The 20801-nt window shown below is 74.3% G+C and carries 15 protein-coding genes and 1 tRNA gene; 5 read left to right on the forward strand and 11 right to left on the reverse strand.

The window, feature by feature from the left end; genetic code table 11:
• Positions 1-12 precede the first annotated feature (12 nt).
• On the reverse strand, positions 13-663 hold the full coding sequence (locus C7C46_RS07975) for an IclR family transcriptional regulator (RefSeq protein ID WP_110667195.1): 651 nt from the start codon (positions 661-663) through the stop codon (positions 13-15).
• A gap of 339 nt (positions 664-1002) precedes the next feature.
• Positions 1003-2829: a DEAD/DEAH box helicase gene (locus tag C7C46_RS07980; protein ID WP_110667197.1), complete on the reverse strand. Its 1827-nt coding sequence runs from the start codon at positions 2827-2829 to the stop codon at positions 1003-1005.
• A 293-nt stretch (positions 2830-3122) separates the two neighbouring features.
• Here C7C46_RS07980 and C7C46_RS07985 point away from each other — a divergent pair, with 293 nt between their 5' ends.
• A complete protein-coding gene (locus C7C46_RS07985; protein ID WP_110667198.1) occupies positions 3123-3545 on the forward strand; it encodes an SsgA family sporulation/cell division regulator in 423 nt (140 codons plus the stop codon).
• Positions 3546-3570: 25 nt separating this feature from the next.
• Here C7C46_RS07985 and C7C46_RS07990 read toward each other — a convergent pair whose 3' ends face one another.
• From C7C46_RS07990 to C7C46_RS08005, 4 genes are read right to left on the reverse strand one after another with little or no spacing between them, the layout of a single operon-like run.
• A complete protein-coding gene (locus C7C46_RS07990) occupies positions 3571-6147 on the reverse strand; it encodes a rhomboid family intramembrane serine protease (RefSeq protein WP_110667200.1) in 2577 nt (858 codons plus the stop codon).
• Positions 6144-7457, reverse strand: coding sequence for an alpha/beta hydrolase (locus tag C7C46_RS07995; protein WP_110667202.1), 1314 nt, complete (start codon positions 7455-7457; stop codon positions 6144-6146). The genes C7C46_RS07990 and C7C46_RS07995 overlap by 4 nt, the downstream gene beginning before the upstream one ends.
• Positions 7454-8089, reverse strand: a complete 636-nt coding sequence (locus C7C46_RS08000) for a class F sortase (protein ID WP_181442248.1) — start codon at positions 8087-8089, stop codon at positions 7454-7456. The genes C7C46_RS07995 and C7C46_RS08000 overlap by 4 nt, the downstream gene beginning before the upstream one ends.
• Positions 8090-8124: 35 nt before the next feature.
• On the reverse strand, positions 8125-10743 hold the full coding sequence (locus C7C46_RS08005) for a phosphatidylglycerol lysyltransferase domain-containing protein (RefSeq protein ID WP_110667204.1): 2619 nt from the start codon (positions 10741-10743) through the stop codon (positions 8125-8127).
• A 267-nt stretch (positions 10744-11010) separates the two neighbouring features.
• Between C7C46_RS08005 and C7C46_RS08010 the strand changes: the two genes are divergently transcribed.
• Entirely contained in the window at positions 11011-12270 is a 1260-nt protein-coding gene (locus tag C7C46_RS08010) for a polysaccharide deacetylase family protein (RefSeq protein ID WP_110667206.1), read from the forward strand.
• A 186-nt stretch (positions 12271-12456) separates the two neighbouring features.
• Entirely contained in the window at positions 12457-12993 is a 537-nt protein-coding gene (locus C7C46_RS08015; RefSeq protein WP_110667207.1) for a hypothetical protein, read from the forward strand.
• A 25-nt stretch (positions 12994-13018) separates the two neighbouring features.
• Here the strand turns inward: C7C46_RS08015 and C7C46_RS08020 are convergent, their stop codons facing one another.
• The gene (locus tag C7C46_RS08020; RefSeq protein ID WP_110667209.1) at positions 13019-14443 is read right to left on the reverse strand and encodes an MFS transporter; all 1425 of its coding nucleotides are present in this window, start codon (positions 14441-14443) and stop codon (positions 13019-13021) included.
• A 234-nt stretch (positions 14444-14677) separates the two neighbouring features.
• On the opposite strand from C7C46_RS08020, the gene C7C46_RS08025 reads away from it, so the two are divergent.
• Both C7C46_RS08025 and C7C46_RS37250 read left to right on the forward strand, forming a co-directional pair.
• Positions 14678-14752: transfer RNA gene (locus C7C46_RS08025), tRNA-Cys, on the forward strand.
• A 189-nt stretch (positions 14753-14941) separates the two neighbouring features.
• Positions 14942-15067 (forward strand): hypothetical protein, encoded by a 126-nt coding sequence (locus tag C7C46_RS37250; protein ID WP_281278529.1) that lies wholly within the window; start codon positions 14942-14944, stop codon positions 15065-15067.
• 7 nt (positions 15068-15074) lie between these two features.
• Here the strand turns inward: C7C46_RS37250 and C7C46_RS08030 are convergent, their stop codons facing one another.
• The 4 genes from C7C46_RS08030 to C7C46_RS08045 form a co-directional block, all read right to left on the reverse strand.
• Complete coding sequence (locus tag C7C46_RS08030; protein WP_110667211.1) at positions 15075-17357, reverse strand: xanthine dehydrogenase family protein molybdopterin-binding subunit; 2283 nt, start codon at positions 17355-17357, stop codon at positions 15075-15077.
• A complete protein-coding gene (locus C7C46_RS37700; RefSeq protein WP_425470036.1) occupies positions 17354-18508 on the reverse strand; it encodes a (2Fe-2S)-binding protein in 1155 nt (384 codons plus the stop codon). The genes C7C46_RS08030 and C7C46_RS37700 overlap by 4 nt, the downstream gene beginning before the upstream one ends.
• Entirely contained in the window at positions 18505-19386 is an 882-nt protein-coding gene (locus C7C46_RS08040) for an FAD binding domain-containing protein (RefSeq protein WP_110667236.1), read from the reverse strand. Before C7C46_RS08040 ends, C7C46_RS37700 begins: the two co-directional genes overlap by 4 nt.
• A gap of 340 nt (positions 19387-19726) precedes the next feature.
• On the reverse strand, positions 19727-20801 hold a 1075-nt coding region (locus C7C46_RS08045), incomplete at its 5' end, for a beta-N-acetylhexosaminidase (protein ID WP_146259011.1).

Below are 20801 nucleotides of genomic sequence, written 5' to 3' on the forward strand. Positions count from 1 at the left end.
ACACACCCCGGTTCAGCGCAGCGCGTCCGCCACCTCGGTGGCCGCCTCCACCACCCGCGGGCCGACCCGCTCGGGCACCAGGCCGTTGAGCATCACCACGCCCACGCTGCCCTCGATCCCGCTCAGCCCGATCAGCGCGGCGGCCGCGCCGCTGGCGCCGGACTGCTCCTCCGCCCGGGTGATCACGAAGCCCTGCTCGGGGCGGCGCTGGCCGGGGAACTTGCGGGCCTCCAGGATCGCCCGGCCGGCCGCGCTCTCGTCCAGCGGGTGGCGCAGGCCGGTCCGGTAGGCGACGTGGAAGTCGGTCCAGCTGGGCTCGACCACGGCGACCGCGAGCGCCTCGGTGCCGTCCACCAGGGTCAGGTGCGCGGTGGCGCCCAGGTCCTCGGCCAGGCTGCGCAGCGCGGGCAGGGCCGCCTCGCGCAGCAGCGGGTGCACCCGCTGGGACAGCCGCAGCACGCCCAGGCCCACCCGGGCCCGGCCGCCGATGTCGCGGCGGACCAGTCCGTGTTGCTCGAGGGTGGCCAGCAGGCGGTAGACCACGGTGCGGTTGACGGCGAGCCGGGCGGCCAGCTCGGTCACCGTCAGGCCGCGCTCGGAGTCGGCCAGCAGCTTCAGTACCCGGATACCGCGATCCAGGGTCTGGGAGGTCTCGGCGGTCACGACGCTTTCCTTTCCGCGGCGGTCGTCCGGGCCGGCATGGCCGACCCGGGGGGAGGTGACGCGCGCAGGGGTGATGGACGCGGCTGGGCCGGCTGCGTCGCCATCGGCACGCCGGCCATGCGCGCTCCGGTCGGAGGTCGTACCTACGAGAAGAGAGCGTGCAGGAAAACTAGTAACTGTTTCGGCGCTGCGGAAGTGGTTGTCCAAAATTCGGTCATGATCAATTTTTTTGATCCGGACCAATCCGGGCATTGACTACCATTTCGCAGGAGTACGAAGGATCGAACTCCGCCTCCGACTCCGGGTAGCGGACACTGACGGCCCGCAGCTGACGACCGGTCAGCGGGCCCACTCGCGGACCTTGGCGATCCGCGCCTTGAGCTGGTTCACGGTGGCCTGGGCGGTCAGCGGGCCGCCGCACTGGCGGCGCAGCTCGTTGTGGATCGTGCCGTGCGGCTGGTTGGTCCGGTGGTGCCAGGCGGCGACCAGCCCGTTCAGCTCCTTGCGCAGGTCGCGCAGCTCCTGGTGGGTCACCACCGGGCGCTGTTCGGCGGGCAGCTCCAGCAGGTCGGCCTGCTCGGCCGGCTTGGCCTTGGAGCGCTGGATCTGCCGGGTCTGCCGCTTCTGCAGCAGCAGGTGCACCTGGTCCGGCTCCAGCAGGCCGGGGATGCCGAGGTACTCCTCTTCCTCCTCCGAGCCCGGGTGCGCCTGCATGCCGAACTCCATGGCGTTGTACAGCACCCGGTCGAAGACCGCGTCCGAGCCCAGCGCCTCGTAGGAGAGCTCCTCGCCCCCGGCCCCGTCCGGGCCGTCGTCGGCCCGCTCGGCCTCGGCGAGCAGCCGGTCCTCCTCGTCGAAGAGCCCCTCGCCCTCCTTCTTCGGCCGGTCCAGCACGTGGTCGCGCTGCAGTTCCATCTCGTTGGCGAAGCCGAGCAGCATCGGCACCGAGGGCAGGAAGACCGAGGCGGTCTCGCCGCGCTTGCGGGCGCGCACGAAGCGGCCGACCGCCTGGGCGAAGAAGAGCGGGGTGGAGATCGAGGTGGCGTACACGCCGACCGCCAGGCGCGGGACGTCCACGCCCTCGGAGACCATCCGGACCGCGACCATCCAGCGGTCGTCGCCGGCCGCGAAGTCGGAGATCCGCTGGGACGCCTCGGCCTCGTCGGAGAGCACCAGGACGGCCTTGTGGCCGGTGATCTCACGGATCATCTTGGCGTAGGCGCGGGCCGCGTTCTGGTCGCTGGCGATCACCAGGGCGCCGGCGTCCGGGATCGCCTTGCGCACCTCGGTCAGCCGCTTGTCGGCGGCCCGCAGCACGTTCGGCATCCACTCGCCCTGCGGGGCCAGCGCGGTGCGCCAGGCCTGGGCGATCAGGTCCTTGGTCATCGGCTCGCCGAGCCGGGCCTCCAGCTCGTCGCCGGACTTGGTCCGCCAGCGCATATTGCCGCTGTACGACAGGAAGATCACCGGGCGCACCACGTGGTCGGCCAGCGCGTGGCCGTAGCCGTAGGTGTAGTCGGCCACCGACTTGCGCAGGCCGTCGGTGTCCTGCGCGTACTGGACGAACGGGATCGGGTTGGTGTCCGAGCGGAACGGGGTGCCGGTCAGCGCGAGCCGCCGGGCGGCCGGCTCGAAGGCCTCGAAGCAGGCCTCGCCCCAGGACTTGGAGTCACCCGCGTGGTGGATCTCGTCCATGATCACCAGGGTCTTGCGCGACTCGGTCCGGTTGCGGTGCAGCATCGGGTTGACGCCCACGCCCGCGTAGGTGACCACGATGCCGTGGTACTCCTTCGACAGCGGACCCGAGGAGTAGGCCGGGTCCAGCTTGATCCCTATCCGCGCGGCCGCCTCCGCCCACTGCTTCTTCAGGTGCTCGGTCGGCGCGACCACGGTGATCTGCTGCACCAGGTGGTTGTGCAGCAGGTAGGAGGCCAGGGTCAGCGCGAAGGTGGTCTTGCCGGCGCCCGGGGTGGCGACCGCCATGAAGTCCCTGGGCTGCTTCTCGATGTACCGGTCCAGCGCTGCCTGCTGCCAGGCCCGCAGCTTGCCCGCGGTCCCCCAGGGCGCCCGCCCCGGGAAGGCGGGCGACAGGTGCGCGGCGGCCGAGGTGCCGGCTGCTCGGGCCGCGTGGTGCTGCTCGGCGGCGTCGGAGAAGAGCGGCGACATGTCGGAAGAGGCGGCAGTACTCACGGTCTCCGAGGGGGGATCGTCGCAGGTCAGGGCGATCGTGCAGCCCCGTCCCACGGGAGGGTGGGCGGTCGGACAACCCGCCTAGCCTACCGGGCCGCGGCGGCGGGCGAGGGCCGACACGAAGGGGCGCCGGCGGCCGCCGGGCGCCCGACCAGGCAGGTTGGCGGGACGCCGCCCGGCTGTGAGCGGGATCACCCGTTTGCCGCGGTAAGCGGTGGCCCGCGGACCGCTCTCCCTCCATGTCCGCACCACCAGCGAGGGAGTCCACCATGCGCAGCGCCGTCGTCGAGCAGATCGTCCGGGCCCGGCTGATCCTGTCCGGCCAGGTCTCCACGGGGCTGCTGGTGGCCCTGCGCTACCGGGCGGCGGACCCGCTGGCGGTCCAGCTGGTCTTCCCCCGTGAGTACTCGCTGGACGAGCCGACCGGGCCGGGCGAGGTGGTGTGGACCTTCGCCCGCCAACTGCTGGCCGAGGGGCTGGAGACGCCGGCCGGCCTCGGCGACGTGCACATCCGCCCGGGCCGCGGGCCGCACACCATGGTGGAGCTGCGGGCCGCCGAGGGCGTCGCGCTGCTCGCCTTCGAGGCGGGCGAGCTGCGCCGCTTCCTGCGGGCCGGCTACCGGCTGGTGCCCGAGGGCCGCGAGCACCTGCACCTGGACGCCGACCGGGCGCTGGCCGAGCTGCTCGGCTGACCCGGCGGGCGCGGCTGGGCCGGCCTCAGGTCGACAACCGCCGCATCAGCCGCATCCCCTCACCCGCCGTCAGGTGCGGCAGGTAGGCCTTGCCGATCGCCCGGGTGATGCTGGGCAGCGCGGCCGGGTCCGGGTAGACCATGTACATCGGCCGGTACTCGGGCTGGAACTTGGCCTTGAAGGCGAGCAGCGAACGGAACCCGTAGACCGGCTCCAGGGTCTTGCCCATCCAGTCCAGCATCCGCTGCAGTGTGGTCGGCTCCTGCCCGCGGTCGGACCGGGCCAGCGGCGCGCCGGAGAGCGAGAGGAACTGCGCGCCCTCCTCCTGGAAGCCGAGGGCGGCGGAGGCGATCAGGAACTCCATCACGCCGCGGAACGGGGCGGGGGCGCCGGCGCCGCGGGCCTCACTGCGCCGCCGCATGAAGTCCAGCGTCCAGCCCACCGGCGCGCCGTCCCGGTACACCGGCATCCAGCTGGTCAGCCCGTGCACCGTGCGGTCCCGGTCGACGGCGATCAGCACCCGCACCGCCGGGTCGGCCAGCTCGTCCAGCCCGCCCAGGGTGAAGCCCATCTCCGGCAGCCCCTTGTCGGCCACCCACTCCTCGGAGATCGACCGGATCTGGTCCCGGACCTCCAGCGGCGCCTGCTGCCAGGTCCACCACTCGGCGGTGATGCCCTCCTTCTTCGCCTTGTTCAGCGCGGTCCTGACGTCCTGCCACTTCTTGCCGGTGAAGGCCAGCTCCGGCAGCGGCACCACGGTGTCCTCGGCCACCTGGACCGAGCGCCAGCCGAGCGCCCGGCCGGCCGCCTCGGTGGCCGGGGTGACGCTGTAGAAGCACGGCGTCCAGCCGCGCCGGTCGCAGTACCGGGCGAAGCCGGCCACCGCCCGCTCCCGCGCCTTCGGCTCGCCGAACGGGTCCCCGCAGGTCAGCGCGACCGCCGTGATCCCGACCGAGCCGAGCAGCCGGTACGGCACCGCCGCCTCGCCGTGCTCGTCGAACCAGTAGTGGTTGCCGTCCCAGGTGGCGATGTAGGAGAGCGTCGAGCCGCCGTACCGGACCAGCAGCTCGCGGGCCCGGGCCGCGGCGGCGGCGTCCTCGTGCACCCACGGGCGGCGGAAGGCGATCAGCAGCGCGATCAGCGCGACCGCCCAGAACAGCAGCCCGCAGTAGGTCTCCAACGCCTGCGCGGTGCCGCCGGCCGCCACCGGGTAGGTGGGCACCAGATCGTTGTAGGCCGGCGGCAGGAACTCCGAGGGCAGCCCCTTGAGCAGGGCCGGCAACGTGGTGTCCGGCTCGTACTGGTCGCGCACCAGGTAGCCGATCCCGACGTAGGCCAGGCAGGCCGCCAGCAGGGTGCCGCCGACCACCGCGGCCAGCCGCCGCACCACCCGGACCGGCAGCCGCAGCCCGAACTGCCTGCGGGTGGCCACCAGCAGCGCCAGCACCAGCACCGGCAGCGCCCAGGCCTCGCCGACCAGCTGCCACACCACGGTGCTCCCGCCGAGGTCGGCCGCCTGGTCCAGCAGCAGCCGCAGCAGCCAGCCCAGCAGCGCGATCCACAGCAGCTGCACCACCACGACCGACCACCAGGCCAGCCGCAGGCCGCGGCGCAGGCCGCGGCGCAGGCCTTCGGCCAGCACCAGCAGCAGGATCGGGATCACCGCGGCCATCAGCCGCCCGGGCGAGTCGAAGAAGTGCAGCGCCGACTTGAGGTGGGCGCAGTCGTCGGCCGAGATCGAGCACGCGTAGTCGACGTCCTCCCGGGTCGGCGGGCGTGAGAAGTAGAGGTCGCTGAAGGTGTTGAACGGACCGAAGGCGTCCTGGTAGAGCGAGGCGATCAGCGGGCCGATCGCCGAGGAGGCCACGCAGAGCGCGACCAGCACCCGGGTCTCGGTGTGCGAGGCGCGGCGCGGCCGCAGCGGCTGGTCGCCGCGCAGCCACAGTGCGCCGACCAGCAGCCCGAAGGCGGCGCCGGCCACCCGCTGCACGCTCTGCAGATGCCCGATGTAGAGCATCATCACCAGCGGCACCAGCACCACGAGCAGTTGCAGCCGGCGGCGCCACAGCGCGCTGAGCCTGAAGCTCAGCGCGCCGGCCAGCGCGAAGATGCCGGTGGTGGGACCCAGCCCGTACTGGTCCCCCAGGCCCTCGGTCCAGGTCTCGCCGACCGCGATGCCCAGGCGCACCAGCGCGGTGCCCAGCAGGGTGCCGACCAGCTGCCCGGCGAGCACCAGGCCCACCGCGCGCAGCCGCCCCAGCCGCCGGGCCGCCACCGGCCCGAGCACCACCAGCATCGCGGTGTTGACCACGTAGGAGGCGATGCCCGAGCACCAGAGCAGCGAGCTGAACGGGGTCCACCAGTAGCCGGCCGCCAGGCTCTGGATGCCCACCCCGACGTGCGCCAGCAGAACCGGCCCCGGCCCGTGGCCCAGGCTGTGGGTGAGCCCGCCCAGGATCCACAGGGTGAGGATGAGCACCACCGTCATCGGCGCCTGACGCAGCGCCAGCAGCGGCAGCACCGTGGTGTGCAGCGCCCGCTGGAGCGGCCCGGGCCTGACCGGGGTGACCGGGGCGTCGGAGAGCTCGGTGCGCGCGCTCACCGGGTCAGCCCCGTCGCGGTGGCCAGCCAGGGCAGCTGGGTGCTCAGGCCGGCCCGGAACACGGTCCAGTCGTGGCCGCCGGGGACGGTGGCCCAGGTCGCCTTCATGCCCGCGGCGACCGCGGCCTGGTACACCTTCTGGTTCTGCGGCCCGTACTCCCCGTCGCTCTTGCCGGCCACGAAGACCGCGCTGGTGTCGGGGAACTTCCGGCGGGCCATCACGTGCAGCGGGTCGACCGCGTCGAAGGCCGCCTCGTCGCCGCCGAAGGCCTTGTCCACCGTCTCCTGGTGGCTGCCCAGGGTGGGCTCGTCCTGGCCGGAGATGTCCAGCAGGCTGCCGAAAACCTGGGGGGCGTTGACGCCCAGCTGGATCGCGCAGGTGCCGCCGTAGGAGATCCCGCCGATCGCGGTGGCGCCGCGCCCGGTGGCGGTCTGCAGGTTGGCGTGGACCCAGTCCGGCACGTCCTGGGCCAGGTAGGTCTGGGCCTTGGCGAGCTTGGAGTCCATGCAGAGCGTGTTGCCCCACAGCGAGCCGCTCGGGTCGGCCGCCACCACGATCGGCGCCAGGCCCTGGTGCTGGGCCGCGAACCCGTCCATGATCCCGGCCAGGTCGCCGGAGTTCACCCAGTCGTCCGGGCCGCCCGGCTGGCCCGACAGCAGCACCAGCACCGGCAGCAGCGGGCGCGGGTCGGCCTGGTAGGCGGGCGGCAGGTAGACGTAGGCGTCCCGGCCCTGGAAGCCGGACTTCACCCCGGGGATCGGGCTCTTGGCGACCGTGCCCTTGGTCGGCAGCCCGGCCGGCGCCCGCCACACCTCGGCCAGTGCCTTGCCCGGCGGCACCACCACGGTGGCCTTGGCCCGGCCGACGGCCAGCTTCGGGGTGTGCTGCAGCCAGGGGGCCAGCAGCACCCGCAGGGTCGGGTACTGGTCGTAGACCCGGTTGATCTGGGAGCCGGACATCAGCAGCACCAGCAGCGCCGCGCCGGCCGCCGCGAACCGGCCGCGCCAGCGCAGCGGCGGCATCCGGAAGACGGCGAGCAGCACGCCTAGCGCGCCGATGCCGATCCAGAACAGCACCTTGCGCGGCAGCGGGTCGGGGAACGGCTGCCACCAGTCCTCCACCCAGAACCGGATCAGCACGGTGACCGCGGCCGCCAGCACCACCGCGCAGGGAAACCGCCGGCTCCACCAGTGGCTGCTGGCCGAGACCGCCAGGCCGAGCAGCGCGACCAGGCCCGCCACCAGCACCAGCACCGGGAGCACGCCGTGGGTGACCGGCCAGTCCAGCGGTCCCTCGATGGCCAGGTTCATGTCCGCTCCCGATGCCCCGTCAGATGGGCGAAGACCACCAGGTTGCCCTGATAGCCCTTGCCCTTGGTGTACTGGCCGCCGCAGGTGATCAGTCGCAGCTGCGGGTCCGGCGCCTGCCCGTAGACCTTGCGGTCCGGGAACGCGGCCCGGTCGTAGACGGCCACCGCGTCGACCACGAACCACGCGGTGCTGCGGTCGGCCCGCTCGACGTCGATCCGGTCGCCGCGGTGCAGCGAGCCCAGGCCGTAGAAGACCGCCGGGCCGCCCGCGGTGTCCACGTGGCCGGCCAGCAGCGCGGTGCCGCGCTGCCCCGGGGTGATCCCCGCGCGGTACCAGCCGGCCAGGTTGCGGTCGGTCTCGACCGGGGTGGCCAGGTGGCCGTCGCGGTCCAGCCCGACCCCGGTGACCGGGGCGTCCACCCCGATCGCCGGGATCCGCAGCCGGACCGGATCGGCGGCGGCCATCGGGGTGCCGCTGAGCGCGGCGGCCGGCACCGTGTCGTCCGGCGCCTGGTCGACGGCGGGCGCCGGCGGGTGGTGCGCCGTCGTGCCGTCGTGCACCAGCCAGGCGCCCAGCAGCACGGCGGCAGCCAGCACCACCGCCCCCGACCAGGGACTCTTGTGCCCGCCCACGTCTGTCCCGCTTCCCGGTTCCGTTGTCGAACGGTTCACTGCACCCGTCCAGCCAAACCGGACGCGGGCGCGGTCGCATCGGTTGCGCCGCCACCGGGGTGAGTCGTGCCACGCCGCTCCGCCCGGCCGACGCCGAGCAGCCGCGGCCGGACCAGGAAACCCTCCGCCAGCCCGTTGGCCACCGCGATCACCGGCAGCTCGGAGGACTTCTCGTAGAGCACGAACCGCGGCTCCCAGGCCGGCTGGTACTTGGCGTTGGCCCGGTACAGCGACTCCAGCTGCCACCAGCGGGACAGGAAGCGCAGCACCGCGCGGCACAGCCGAAGCACCGGTCCGGCGCCGAGCTTTCCGCCGGCCTCGAAGACGTAGCGGAACATCGCGAAGTTGAGCGAGACCCGGGTCAGCGCCAGGTCGCCGGCCGCCGCGCGCAGCAGCAGCTCGGTGACCAGGAACTCCACCAGCCCGTTCTCGGACTCCCGGTCACGGCGCATCAGGTCCAGCGAGAGGCCGTGCGCGCCCCAGGGCACGAAGCTGAGCAGGGCGCAGGTGCGGTCGTTCTCGTCCCGGCACTCGACCAGCAGGCAGTCGCCGTCCGCCGGGTCGCCCAGCCGGCCCAGCGCCATGGTGTAACCGCGCTCGGTGCGCCCGTGCCGCCAGGCGTCGGCCAGGTGCACCAGCTCGGCCAGCTCCCCGGCGGGGATGTCGCGGTGACGGCGGATCACCGCCCGGTAGCCGGCCTTGCGGACCCGGCTGTGGGCCTGGCGCAGGGTGCGCATCGAGCGGCCCTCCAGGCTGAAGTCGGCCACCTCGACGATCGCCTCGTCGCCGAACTCCAGTGCCCGCAGCCCGCTGCGCCGGTAGGCGGTGGCACCCTGCTCGCCGGCCCCGGTGACGGCCGGCACCCAGGCGCTGGCCCGGGCCAGCTCGCGCCAGCGCTCGATCGCCCCCGGCCAGGCCTCGGGGTCCCCGATCGGATCGCCGGAGGCCAGCGCGACCCCGTTGACCACCCGGTAGAGCACCGCCGCCTTGCCGGACGGCGACCAGCAGACCGCCTTGTCCCGGCGCAGTGCGAAGTAGCCGAGCGAGTCGCGGGCGCCGTGGCGATCCAGCAGTGCGCGCAGCTGCTGCTCGTCGGCGGGCTGCAGCAGCACCCGCCCACGCGGGGAGCGGAAGAAGACCCGCAGCACGATCAGGAACAGCGCGGCGCCCAGCACGTTGATCGCCAGGTCCGCCCAGCGGGCCACCGTCACGCTCGGCACCAGTTCACCGAAGCCCGAGGTGGTGAACAGCCGGATCGCGGCGTAGCGCACGCTGTCGTCCCAGTCCGGCGCGGGCGGCGAGGAGGTGGCCCGGATCAGCACCGCACCCAGGCCGATCACCAGCGCCCCGCCGAGCGCCGCGGTGGCCAGGCCGACCGTCACGTTGCCGGACGCGCCGCGCACCTGGTAGGCCCGCCGGCTGAGCAGCAGTGCGATCAGCACGGCCGCGGTGAGGGTGGCCGAGACCCAGTTGAACGGGTGCTCGCGGTCCTCCGGGAGCACCGCCAGGGCCAGCCCGAACAGCACCGCGTAAGCCGCCACCACCGTGGTCGCCACGATCCAGGCGGCCCGCTTGCGGCGGCGCAGCATCACCGCGAGCAGGGCGGCGAAGAGCGCGGCGGTGAAGCCGGCGGTCATCAGCACCGGGGTGAAGAAGTCGCCGCTGTTGGCCTGGTGCACCCGCTCACGGAACGGTGCGATCAGGCCGGCCAGCAGGTTGAGCGCGGCGGCGATCCGCAGGTACCACTGGGCGAAGCCGCCGAGCCGGCGGCGCCAGGCGGGCAGCGGCGGCGCGGGTGCCGGCACGGCCGGCGCGGCCGGCGCGGCGGTCGCGACCGGTCCGGCCGGTGCGGCGGTGACGGCGGCCTCGGCGCCGACGTCCGGGGCGCCGGCCAGCAGGTTGTAGGCGACCAGCTTGGCGGCGGTGACCCGCCGGTGCAGCAGCGCCTCGCGCCGCTCGGCCCTGGCCATCCGGCGCGGCCGGCTGCGGTAGCGCCAGCGTGCCCAGGGGCTGCCGGGGCGGGCCAGCCGGATCGCGCCGAACACCGCGAGCACCGGCAGCATGACCCCGATCAGGCCGGTCCACAGCTTGCCCTTGAGCAGCGTGACGGTGACCAGGAGCAGCAGCACCGCGGCCCCCACCGACTGGCCGACCGAGGGCCGGCCCGCCAGGAAGCCGCCCAGCGGCAACTGGCCGACCAGCAGCAGGGCGATCAGTGCGACGGCCAGGATCACCGCGTCGACCGACGTGCGGCCCTGCTCCTTCCAGTAGACGTCCTTCAGGTGCAGCACCAGGGCGAACTCGTCCAGCACCAGGCCGCAGCCGGCCCCGAAGCAGAACGCCATCAGCTCGCGGGTGTGGCTGGTCAGCCCGTGCACGGTGAACCCGCCCACTCCGGCCACCAGCATCAGGGTCTGTCCGAAGACCACGTGGTGGATGTGCAGGCCGCCCGGCGTGACGTTGCCGGGCCACCAGGACGTGCCGCGGCGGATCATCCGGGTGCTGAACCGGATGAACACGAAGGCCGTGATCAGCCCGACCAGCAGCAGGAAGAGCGGCTGACGGCCGGGTTCCACGATGCGCGAGTGGTAGGCGTCCACCACCGACTGCCACATTGCTGCGCGCTCCTCCCGATCCTGTCGTCCAATCAGATGATCTATGGGTCCTGCCCGCGAATCGACACGCCGATCGGCTGGTTCTTACGGGCGGAAGGTCACCGAGCTGCCGCCACGGGCGCGGTCCCCGTGCGATCCTGATGACAAATCGCCCATAACGGACAATTAGCCGACAGTTCGCCACCCGTCTTGCCAGCTCGCGCCGTTCGGGCCCACCGTCGCGCTCATCCCCGCGCTGACGCCCACTCGGAGTCTGGAGAGCCCGCCTTGACCGACGCCCTGTCCCGCCGCGCCCTGCTCGGCGCCGGCGCGGCCACCGCCGCCGCCGTGGCCGCCGGCTGCGCCCCGCGCGCCACCACCGCCGTCAACAAGGCCGACGCCGCCGGCGCGGTCCCGCTGTCCACCGCCACCGCCTCGCCCACCCCGGCCAAACCGCCCGCCACCATGATCGGCGACGGCTCCACCTCGGACACCGGCTCGCAGCCGCACCAGCCGGTGCCGGTGCCGCTGGAGCCGGGCCAGCGGCCGCCGCAGTTCGTGGTCTTCTCCTGGGACGGCGCCGGCGAGCTGGACAACAAGCTGTTCTCCCGGTTCCGCACCCTGGCCAAGGAGCACAACGCCTCGATGACCTTCTTCCTGAGCGGCATCTACACCCTGCCCGAGGGCAAGAAGGACCTCTACCGCCCGCCGCAGCACCGGATCGGCGCCTCCGACATCGGCTACCTCCAGGACGGCCACATCCGCGAGACGCTGACCCAGATCGGCGCCGCCTGGCTGGACGGCCACGAGATCGGCACCCACTTCAACGGGCACTTCTGCGGACCCAGCGGCGGCGGGCGCTGGTCCCCGGAGGAGTGGGACAGCGAGATCCAGCAGGCGATGGACTTCGTGATGAACTGGCGCACCAACACCGGGTTCACCGACCTGCCGCCGCTGCCCTTCGACTACCGCAAGGAGCTGATCGGCGGCCGCACCCCCTGCCTGGAGGGCCAGCGCGCGCTGCTGCCCACCGCCGCCGCCCGCGGCTGGAAGTACGACAGCAGCGGGCCCGGCGGACTGCAGGTGTGGCCGCAGAAGTTCCAGAACGGCGCCCTGTGGGACATGCCGCTGCAGTCCATCCCGTTCCCCGGGCACTCCTTCCAGGTGCTCTCGATGGACTACAACATCATGTACAACCAGTCCGGCGACAACACCAAGGGCAACCCGGTGCTGCAGGACTCCTGGCAGCGACAGGCCCGGGACGCCTACCTGGCCGGCTTCGACCGCGCCTACTCCACCAACCGCGCGCCGATGTACATCGGCAACCACTTCGAGCAGTGGAACGGCGGCATCTACATGAACGCGGTGGAGGAGGTGCTGCGCACCATCGCGGACAAGCCCGAGGTGCGCCTGGTCTCGTTCCGCCAACTGGTCCAGTGGCTGGAGGTGCAGGACCCGGCGGTGCTGCGCAAGCTGCAGACCCTCGGTCCCGGCGAGGCGCCGGCCGGCGGTTGGTCCGCCTTCCTGGGGACCGGCGCGGGGCGCTGACCCCCGTTCGGCGCTACCGGGTGTGAGGAGGCATCACCCCAGGTAGCGGGCGGTTTTCCGGGTCCGGGCCGGGCGTCCTGCGGGTGCGGGCCCGGCCCGCGGGCCGTCCCCTGGTTCCCAGGACGCGGTTTCGCCTATTCCTTCGCACGGGGACGACCCCGTGGCCGCGCCCCGTGGAGTCCCCCCATGCGCGCTCGTCACTTCGCCGCCGGCAGCCTGCTCGCCCTGGCCCTGGGCCTGGCCGCGGCCGCCCCCGCCGCCGCCAACCCAGTCGTCATCGAACCGGACCCGGTCACCCCCGGCAGCCAGTTCGCGGTCTTCGACGGCGGAAACTGCGACAGCGCCGGCGGCACCGCCACCTTCCGCTCCCGCGAGCAGGGCGGCGGCACCGAGGACATCCCGGCGGTCAAGCTGGGCTCGCTGCGCGGACTGGTGGGCGCCATCGCCACCGTCCCCGAGCACGCCCGGCCCGGTGTCTACGACGTCACGGTGCAGTGCACCACGGTCACCAAGAGCCAGGTGACCACGACCTTCACGGTGCACGGCGACCCCGGGCGCGGCGACCACGAGGAGGCGGGCCACCTGGCGCCGCAGGGCCCCAGCCACGCGGGCCTGGGCGGCGGCAGCGGGGTCGACCTGCCCGAGGCGCTGGCCGGGGTCACCCTGCTGGGCACCGCCACCGCGGCCGTGGTGCACCACCACCGGCGCCGGCGCGACGTCTGACTCCGGCCGAGTCCCTGACGGGGGCTCAGCCGGCGGTGGCCGGGCGGACCCGCCCGGCCACCGCGGCGCCCAGCAGTGCCACCGCCGTCAGCATGGCGAAGATCGCGGCGAACGCCGCCCGGGCGCCGCTGTCGGGCGTCGCGGCGGCCACCGAACCGCCGCCCAGCCCGGCGAAGAGCACCCCGGCCAACGCCACCAGCAGCACGTTGCCCAGCGCGTCGGACATCTGCAGCGAGGCCGAGTTGGCACCGGCCGCCTCGGGCGGCGAGAGCCGGAGCATCAGCACGCTGATGCTGGCGACCGAGATCCCCATGCCGAGCCCGCCGACCGTCCAGGCCGCCGCCGTGGCCCAGGTCGGCGCGGCCGGCCAGAGCACCAGCGCGGCCCCCGCGATCGCCACCGAGGTGAGCACGAAGCCCAGCCGGCTCAGCCCCTCGCGGTACCGCTCGGCGGCCGGCCGGCCCTGCAGCCAGGAGCCGAACGCCCAGGAGAGCCCGCCGCCGGTCAGCGTCAGGCCGGCCAGGGTCGGCGACAGCCCGCGCTCGGTCACCATCATCAGCGGGATGAACGATTCGGCAGCGATGAAGGCGCCCGCCGCCACGCCGCGCAGCAGGATCACGGTGGGCAGCCCGCGCCCGGCGCGCAGCGTGCCGGGCGGCAGCAGCCGCAGGACCGCGGGCCCCAGCAGCGCCGCGCCCGCGACCAGCGGCAGCAGCCCGAGCAGGTCCCGGCGCTCCCCCGCGTACTGCAACAGCCCCGCCCCGAGCGCGGCCATCGCGGCCAGCGCGATCCGGTGGCGGTCCAGCGCCCCGCCCGGGGCGGGCGGCTGGGCCCGCTCGGCCCGGCGCAGCGCCGGGCCCATCACCGCCAGCGGCAGCACCACCAGGGCCGGCACCGCCAGGAACACCCAGCGCCAGCCCAGCTGCTGGGTCACCGTGCCGGAGACCAGCGGCCCCAGGATCGAGGGCAGCACCCAGGCCGCCGCGAAGGCCGCGAACACCGCCGGCCGCAGCCGCTCCGGGTAGGCCCGCCCCACCACCACGTACAGCGCGACGATCACCAGTCCGCCGCCCAGGCCCTGGACGGCCCGGCCGCCGACGAAGGTCCACATCCGGTCCGCCGTGCCGGCCACCACCAGCCCCGCCGCGAACACCCCGATCCCGCCGAACAGCGGCGCCATCGGCCCGCGCCGGTCGCACCACTCCCCCGCGAGGACCATGGCGAACAGCGTGGTGGTGAAGTACCCGGAGAAGGCGAACGCGTACAGCCCCACTCCGTGCAGCTCGCGCGCGGCCACCGGCATCGCGGTGTTCACCGCGGTCGCCTCGAAGGCCAGCAGCAGCACCACCGACACGATCCCCAGCGTCAGCGCCCGGTACCGCGCCCCCAGCACCCCGTCCTCCCCCACGGGCGCGGACGGCAGCAACTGGGCGGTGTCGGTGGTGGTCATGGCTCACATCGTAAGACCCAACACCCCGTTTGACTCCTGACCTTTGGTCCTAGGACCCCACCGTACGAGTTCATGCAGCCGTCACACTCAGCCGTTGACCTGCCCCCGCCGCTGGACCAGAATCATTCTCGAAAGCACGGCGAATTCCCGCCCCACCCGACCTGGAGAGGAGCCCGTGCCATGCCCCGCACCGCCTTCTCCTGTTGTCGTCGCACGCACTGACGCACCGTCAATGGCCGTGTGCCCGAGTGGTTCAGGGAACCGTCTGCAAAACGGTTTACACGGGTTCGATTCCCGTCATGGCCTCCACTGCAATTCCGCGCAATTCACTCGCTCGGGTGAATCCCGTCGACTCCCCCGTCGCCGACCGCGTCGGCCACCTACGGTCGGCGCCATGTCGGACCGGTACAGCATCGAGGTGGAACCCGAAGTCGAGAAGTGGCTCGACACCCTGACCCGCGAGCACTACCGCGCCGTGGAGTTCCAGGTCGACCGGGCATGAGTCGCGGTGACCACACCCGGTGGACCATCCCTGCCGAGCACCGCGCCGACCCGGCGTACGTGGAGGCGGCGGCAGCCGCAGCCCGGGTCGCGTTCAACCCGACCGGCAGCCGGGCCGCCTGATCGCGGTCTAACCCACCACCGCGTCCTGCGCCTGGATCGGCAGTCGGCCCACCGGCAGGCCGGTGGCCGCCCGGACCGCGGCCGCGACCGCGGCGGGAGCGACGGCGGCCGGCACCGCGCTGACCGCCTTGGCGCCGAAGGTGGCGACCACGTCGCGCTCCTCCAGCAGGGCGGCGACCCGCACCTCGGGGGTGTCCAGGGCGGTGGGCAGCCGGTAGCCGGTGAGCGAGGGGTTGAGCAGCACGCCGCCGGCGGTGCGCAGGTCCTCCAGCAGCGCGGCGCCGATGCCCTGGGCCACGCCGGCCTCGATCCGGTCCTCGATCTGACCCGGGTTCAGCGCCCGGCCCACGTCCTGGGCCACCGTCACGTCCACCACCCGGACCGCGCCGAGCTCGATGTCCACGTCGACCACCGCACGCATCGCGCAGAAGGCGATCGACACGAAGGCGTCGCCCTGCCCGGCCTCGTCCAGCGGCTCGGTGGGGTGCGGGCGGCACTGCGCGGTGGCCCACAGCTCCTTGCCCTCCAGCGCCTCGGCCACCGGCATGCCCAGCACGCCGTCGTAGGAGGTGATCTTGCCGTCGGCGATCGAGAGCAGCTCCACCGACATGCCGAAGTCCGCCGCGATCGGCGCGAGCAGCTGGTGGCGGACCATCAGCGCGGCCTTCTCCACCGCACCGCCGGAGACCCAGGTGTGCCGCCCGCGGGCCGCGGGGCCGGCGATCGACTGGTCGCTGTCCACCGGCGCGACGTACACCTCGCCCACCCCGAGCACCGACTGCACGATCTGCCGGGCCAGCGTGGCGAAGCCCTGGCCCGCGTCCACCGCCGCGCAGATCACCGTGGCGCTCCCGCTGCTGACCCGCACCGTGGCGGTGGAGACCTCGTCCGTCCCCTCGGCGCCGAGCATGTGGCACATGCCCACCGCGTAGCCGATCCCGCGCCGCACCGCGGCCGGGTCGCCGGCCCCGCCCGGGCCGCCGGGCAGCAGCCAGTCGGTGTCCGGCTCGTCGAGCGGCAGCGCGGGCAGCGGCACCTCGGCCACCGCGTCCAGCAGCGCGGCCACCGGGGCCGGGCAGGTGACGGCCTGTCCGGTGGGCAGCGTGTCGCCGGTGGCCAGCACGTTGCGGCGGCGCACCTCCAGCGGGTCCAGGCCCAGCTGGGCGGCCAGCAGGTCCAGCTGCGACTCGTGCGCGAAGCAGGACTGCAGTGCGCCCTCGCCGCGCATCCGGCCGGCCGGCGGGTTGTTGGTGCGCACCGCCCAGGCGTCCACCGCCACGTTCGGACAGACGTAGGGGCCGACCGCGAAGGCGGTGGCGGCGGCCAGCGCCTCGGCCGAGACCTCGGCGTAGGCGCCGCCGTCCAGCAGGATCTGCGCCTCGACCTTGACCAGCTTGCCCTGCGCGTCGGCGTGGTGACGGTAGCGCAGCAGCGCGGGGTGCCGGGCGGCGTGCGCGTGGAAGGACTCCTCGCGGGTCAGCGTCATCTTCACCGGCCGACCGGTGCGCAGGGCCAGCAGCGCCAGGGTGACCTGGAAGGAGAGGTTCTCGCGGTCGCCGGTGGCGCCGGGCACGCCGGTGACCACCAGCCGGACCCGGTCCGTCTCCAGGCCCAGCCGGGCCGCCACCGCGTCGCGGTCGCCGTGCGGGTCGGTGGAGGACAGGTGCAGCTCGACCCCGCCGTCGGGGCGCGGCACCGCGAGGCCGGCCTCGGCGCCGATCGGCGCCGGGTCCTGCCGGCCGACCTGGTAGAGACCCTCGACCACCACCTCGCCTACCACCTCCTGGTCGCCGTGGCGCAGCGGCAGGTGGCGCAGCAGGTTGCCGTTGGGGTGCAGCGGCGGGCCGGTGAACGCCTGTTCGGGGTCGACCAGCGGCTCCAGCGGCTCGTAGTCGACCACGATCGCGGCGGCCGCCAGCCGGGCGGTGTCCGGGTGGTCGGCGGCCACCGCGGCGAGCGGCTCGCCGTGGTGGCGGACCACCTCGGCCGCCAGGACCGGGCGCTCGCCGTCGGCCGCCGCGGTCGGCAGGTCGGCGGCGGTGACCACCGCGTGCACCCCGGGCACGGCCAGCGCGGCCGAGGTGTCGATCGAGCGGATCCGGGCGTGCGGGTGCGGCGAGCGCAGCACCGCGCCCCACAGCAGGCCCTCCGCCCACAGGTCGGCGGCGTAGGGGTAGATGCCGAGCGCCTTGGGCAGCGCGTCGGTGCGCAGCGGGGAGGTGCCCAGGCCGAACGGTGCGGCGGCGGGCGCCTCGGGCGCGGGTGCGGGGGCGGGTGCTTCGGTGGTCATGCGTGGTCGTCCTCGGCCGGGCTGGGGGTGGTCTCGTAGACCGTGCCGTCGAAGGGGGTGGGCTGCGCCGGGACGCCGTGGGCGGGCGTGCCGGGGTAGCCGATGCCGTCGTAGGGCGCGCCCGGGTACGGGGCCTGGGCGTACGGGCCGGCGGTGTACGGCGGGGCGGCCGGGTAGGCGGTGCCGTGACTGGGGGTGCCCTGGTGGGCGGTGCCGTGCGCGGGGGTCGGCTCGTACGGGGTGCCCTGCGCGGGGGTGCCCTCGTACGGGGCGCTGGTGGCGTGCGCCGGGGTGGGTTCGTAGCCGGCGCCGTCGTAGGCGGTGCCGGGGCCGTAGCCGTAGGCGGTCGGGTCGTAGCCCTGCGCGGGGATCACGCCCAGGCCGGTGCCCGCGGCGGTGGCGCCCGGGTGCTCCTCGGCACTGATCCAGCCCTCGTCGAACAGCGGCACCTCGCCGACCGTGGCGGTCTGGGTCCAGGCGTCCTGGTAGACCGGCGGCTCCTGGGCCGCCGTGTCCTCGGGCTCCGGTGCGGCGGCCGCGGGCGAGGCCTCGGCCCCGGCGGCCTCGGCGGCCGCCTGCTGCGCCGCCTCCTCGGCCGCCAGCAGCGCGGCCGCCCGTTGGTCGGCCACCGACTGGACGGCGGCGAGCGCGCTGCGGTAGCCGGTGCACCGGCACAGGTTGCCGCACAGCGCCTGCCGGGCCTCCACCTCGCTGGGCCGGTGGTTGCGCTGCAGCAGGTCGTGCACCGCCATCGCCATGCCGGGCGTGCAGTAGCCGCACTGCACCGCCCCGGACTCGGCCAGCGCCTGCTGCACGTCACTGGCCGCGCCGGCGGCCGACAGGCCCTCCACGGTGCTGACCTCGCAGTCCGCCGCGAGCGCCGCCGGGACCAGGCAGCCGGCCACCAGCTGCCCGTCCACCTGCACCGAGCAGGCCCCGCACTCGCCCTGCTCGCAGCCGTTCTTGGCGCCGGCCAGTCCGAGCCGCTCGCGCAGCACGTACAGCAGGCTCTCGCCGATCCAGGCGTCGGCGACCGGCCGCTCGAAGCCGTTCACCCGCAGGACGTACGAGGTGGTCGGACGCGGGTCCCCCGCCGGAGCGGGGTGGTTCATCGACGCGGTCGTCAGGTCCGCGATCTGCTCGGCCGTCACTTCAGTGCCCTTCCCAGTGCCCGGCGGGCCAGCACCGCCACCGTACGCCGTAGTGCCACGGCCGCCGCCGTCGGCCCCTCGCCGGCGGTGCCCGCGGCCGGGTCGGCGCCGTAGCCGTCCGGCACGCAGGCGCTCGCCACGTACTCGCCGAACGCGGCGGCGGCGGCCGGATCGATGGTGCGCGCCCCTTCCTCGCCGCGGGCCGACCAGTCGATGCATCCCGCCACCCAGGCCTCGGCCTCCAGCGGGCGCAGCGGCACCGGCGCGACCGCGCCGACCGCGCAGCGCACCCCGCGCCGGGCCGGGTCGAGCACCAGGGCGACCGAGGCGGTGGCGCGGGACGGGCCGCTGCGCCCGGTGGCCTTGAGGAAGACCTGCGGCGCGTGCAGCAGCGGCACCCGGACCCAGGTGAGCAGTTCGCCCGCCCGCATGGGGTCGTGACCGGTGAGCAGGTGACTGACCGGCACCTCGCGGGTGGCGCCGGCCCGGGCCAGGGTGACCACGGCCTCCAGGGCGGCCAGCACCGGCAGCGTGTCGCCGGTGGCGGCGTTGGTCGCGATGTTGCCGCCCAGCGTGCCGACGTTGCGGGTCTGCGGGGGGCCGGCGGTGCGGGCGGCGTCGGCCAGCGCCGGGATCAGCGCGGCGAAGTCGGGGCGGTCCATCCGAGCCAGGGTCAGTCCGGCGCCGAGCACGGCGGTGCCACCGTCCTCGTAGCGCCAGCCGCGCAGTTCGGTGATCCGCCCCAGGCCGAGCAGCGCGGCCGGGCGCAGCCGGCCGGCGTTGACCGCCTCCATCAGGTCGGTGCCGCCGGCCACCGGGACCGCGGCGGGCGAGGCCCCGAGCGCCTCCACGGCCTCGTCGAGGGAGGTCGGCAGCATGATCGTCCGGTTCACCTGGATCCCACCGTGCTCCACTCTCCTGGGCCGTGCTCAGCCGTCTCGGCCGGCTGCCGGGCCGGCCAGGTCCGTCGGCACCGCGGACTCGCGGCACCGCCCGTAGCGTACGGGCGATGGGCGGCCGAACAGAAGCAGCCCATCGGGTCGGGCAACTCTGGCACACCGCGCACCGTGATCGCCGTCCGGGTACAGGACGATCCGGTCACTTTTTGGGCACAACGCCCCGTAAATTGACCGGATATTCACCTGTTCTTGACGCCTGCGCCGCGCGAAAGGTTCCGGAACGATCAACCGGCCGGGCCGACGCGCCGTCAGGCCGCCCTCAGACCGCCGGCGGCGGCCCGTCCAGCGGGCGGCCGACCACGCCGGGGCGGCGCTGCCAGGGGTGCGGGCCGGCCGGCGGGCGGTAGGCCACCCCGAGCGCGTCCAGCCGGGCGAAGTGGCCGGCCATCCGCTGCGCGAAGCCGGCCCAGTCGCGCGCGGCGGGGTCGGCGGGCAGCGCGGACCAGGCCACCTCGGCGAACGCGGCCAGCCGCGGGAAGGCCCGGTAGTCCACGTCCCGGGCGTCGTCCATGAACTCGGTCCACAGGTTGGCCTGGGTGCCGATCACCTGACGGGCGCTCACCGGATCCAGCGCCGCCGACACCGGCTCGAACCGGTAGACGTCCTCCAGGGTGCGCACGAAGCCGACCGGGATCGGCTCGTCGGGCCCGTCGGCCTGCCGGTGGTCCAGGTAGACGTGCTGCTCGGGGCACATCACCACCTGGTGCCCGGCCCGGGCCGCCGCGATCCCGCCGGCGAAGCCGCGCCAGGAGGAGACCGCCGCGCCCTTGGCCAGCCCGCCCTCCAGGATCTCGTCCCAGCCGATCAGCCGGCGCCCTCGGTCGGCCAGCCACTGGTCGAAGTGCTTGATGATCCAGCTCTGCAGCTCGTCCTCGCCGGCCAGCGCCAGCTCCCCGATCCGGGCCTGGGCGGCGGCGCTGGCCCGCCACTGCTCCTTGGGGCACTCGTCGCCGCCCAGGTGGACGAACTCCGAGGGGAAGACCGCCAGCAGCTCCTCCAGCACCCCCTCGAAGAAGGCCAGCGTGGCGTCGGAGGCGTTGAGCACGTTCGGGCTCACCCCCCAGTCGGTCCACACGCCCAGCGCCGCGGTGTCCACCACGTCGGTGTTGCCCAGCTCGGGGTAGGCGGCGATGGCGGCCTGGGTGTGGCCCGGAAGGTCGATCTCGGGAACCACGGTGATCCCGCGCTCGGCCGCGTAGGCGACCAGCTCGCGCAGGTCCTCCTGGGTGTAGTAGCCGCCGTGCGGGCGGTCGTCGCGGCGCCCGGCGGCCCGGTAGCCGACCATCGAGCGCTCCCGCCAGCTGCCCACCTCGGTCAGCCGCGGGTAGCGCTTG

The organism is Streptomyces tateyamensis (assembly GCF_003205575.1).
Lineage (GTDB): Bacteria > Actinomycetota > Actinomycetes > Streptomycetales > Streptomycetaceae > Kitasatospora > Kitasatospora tateyamensis.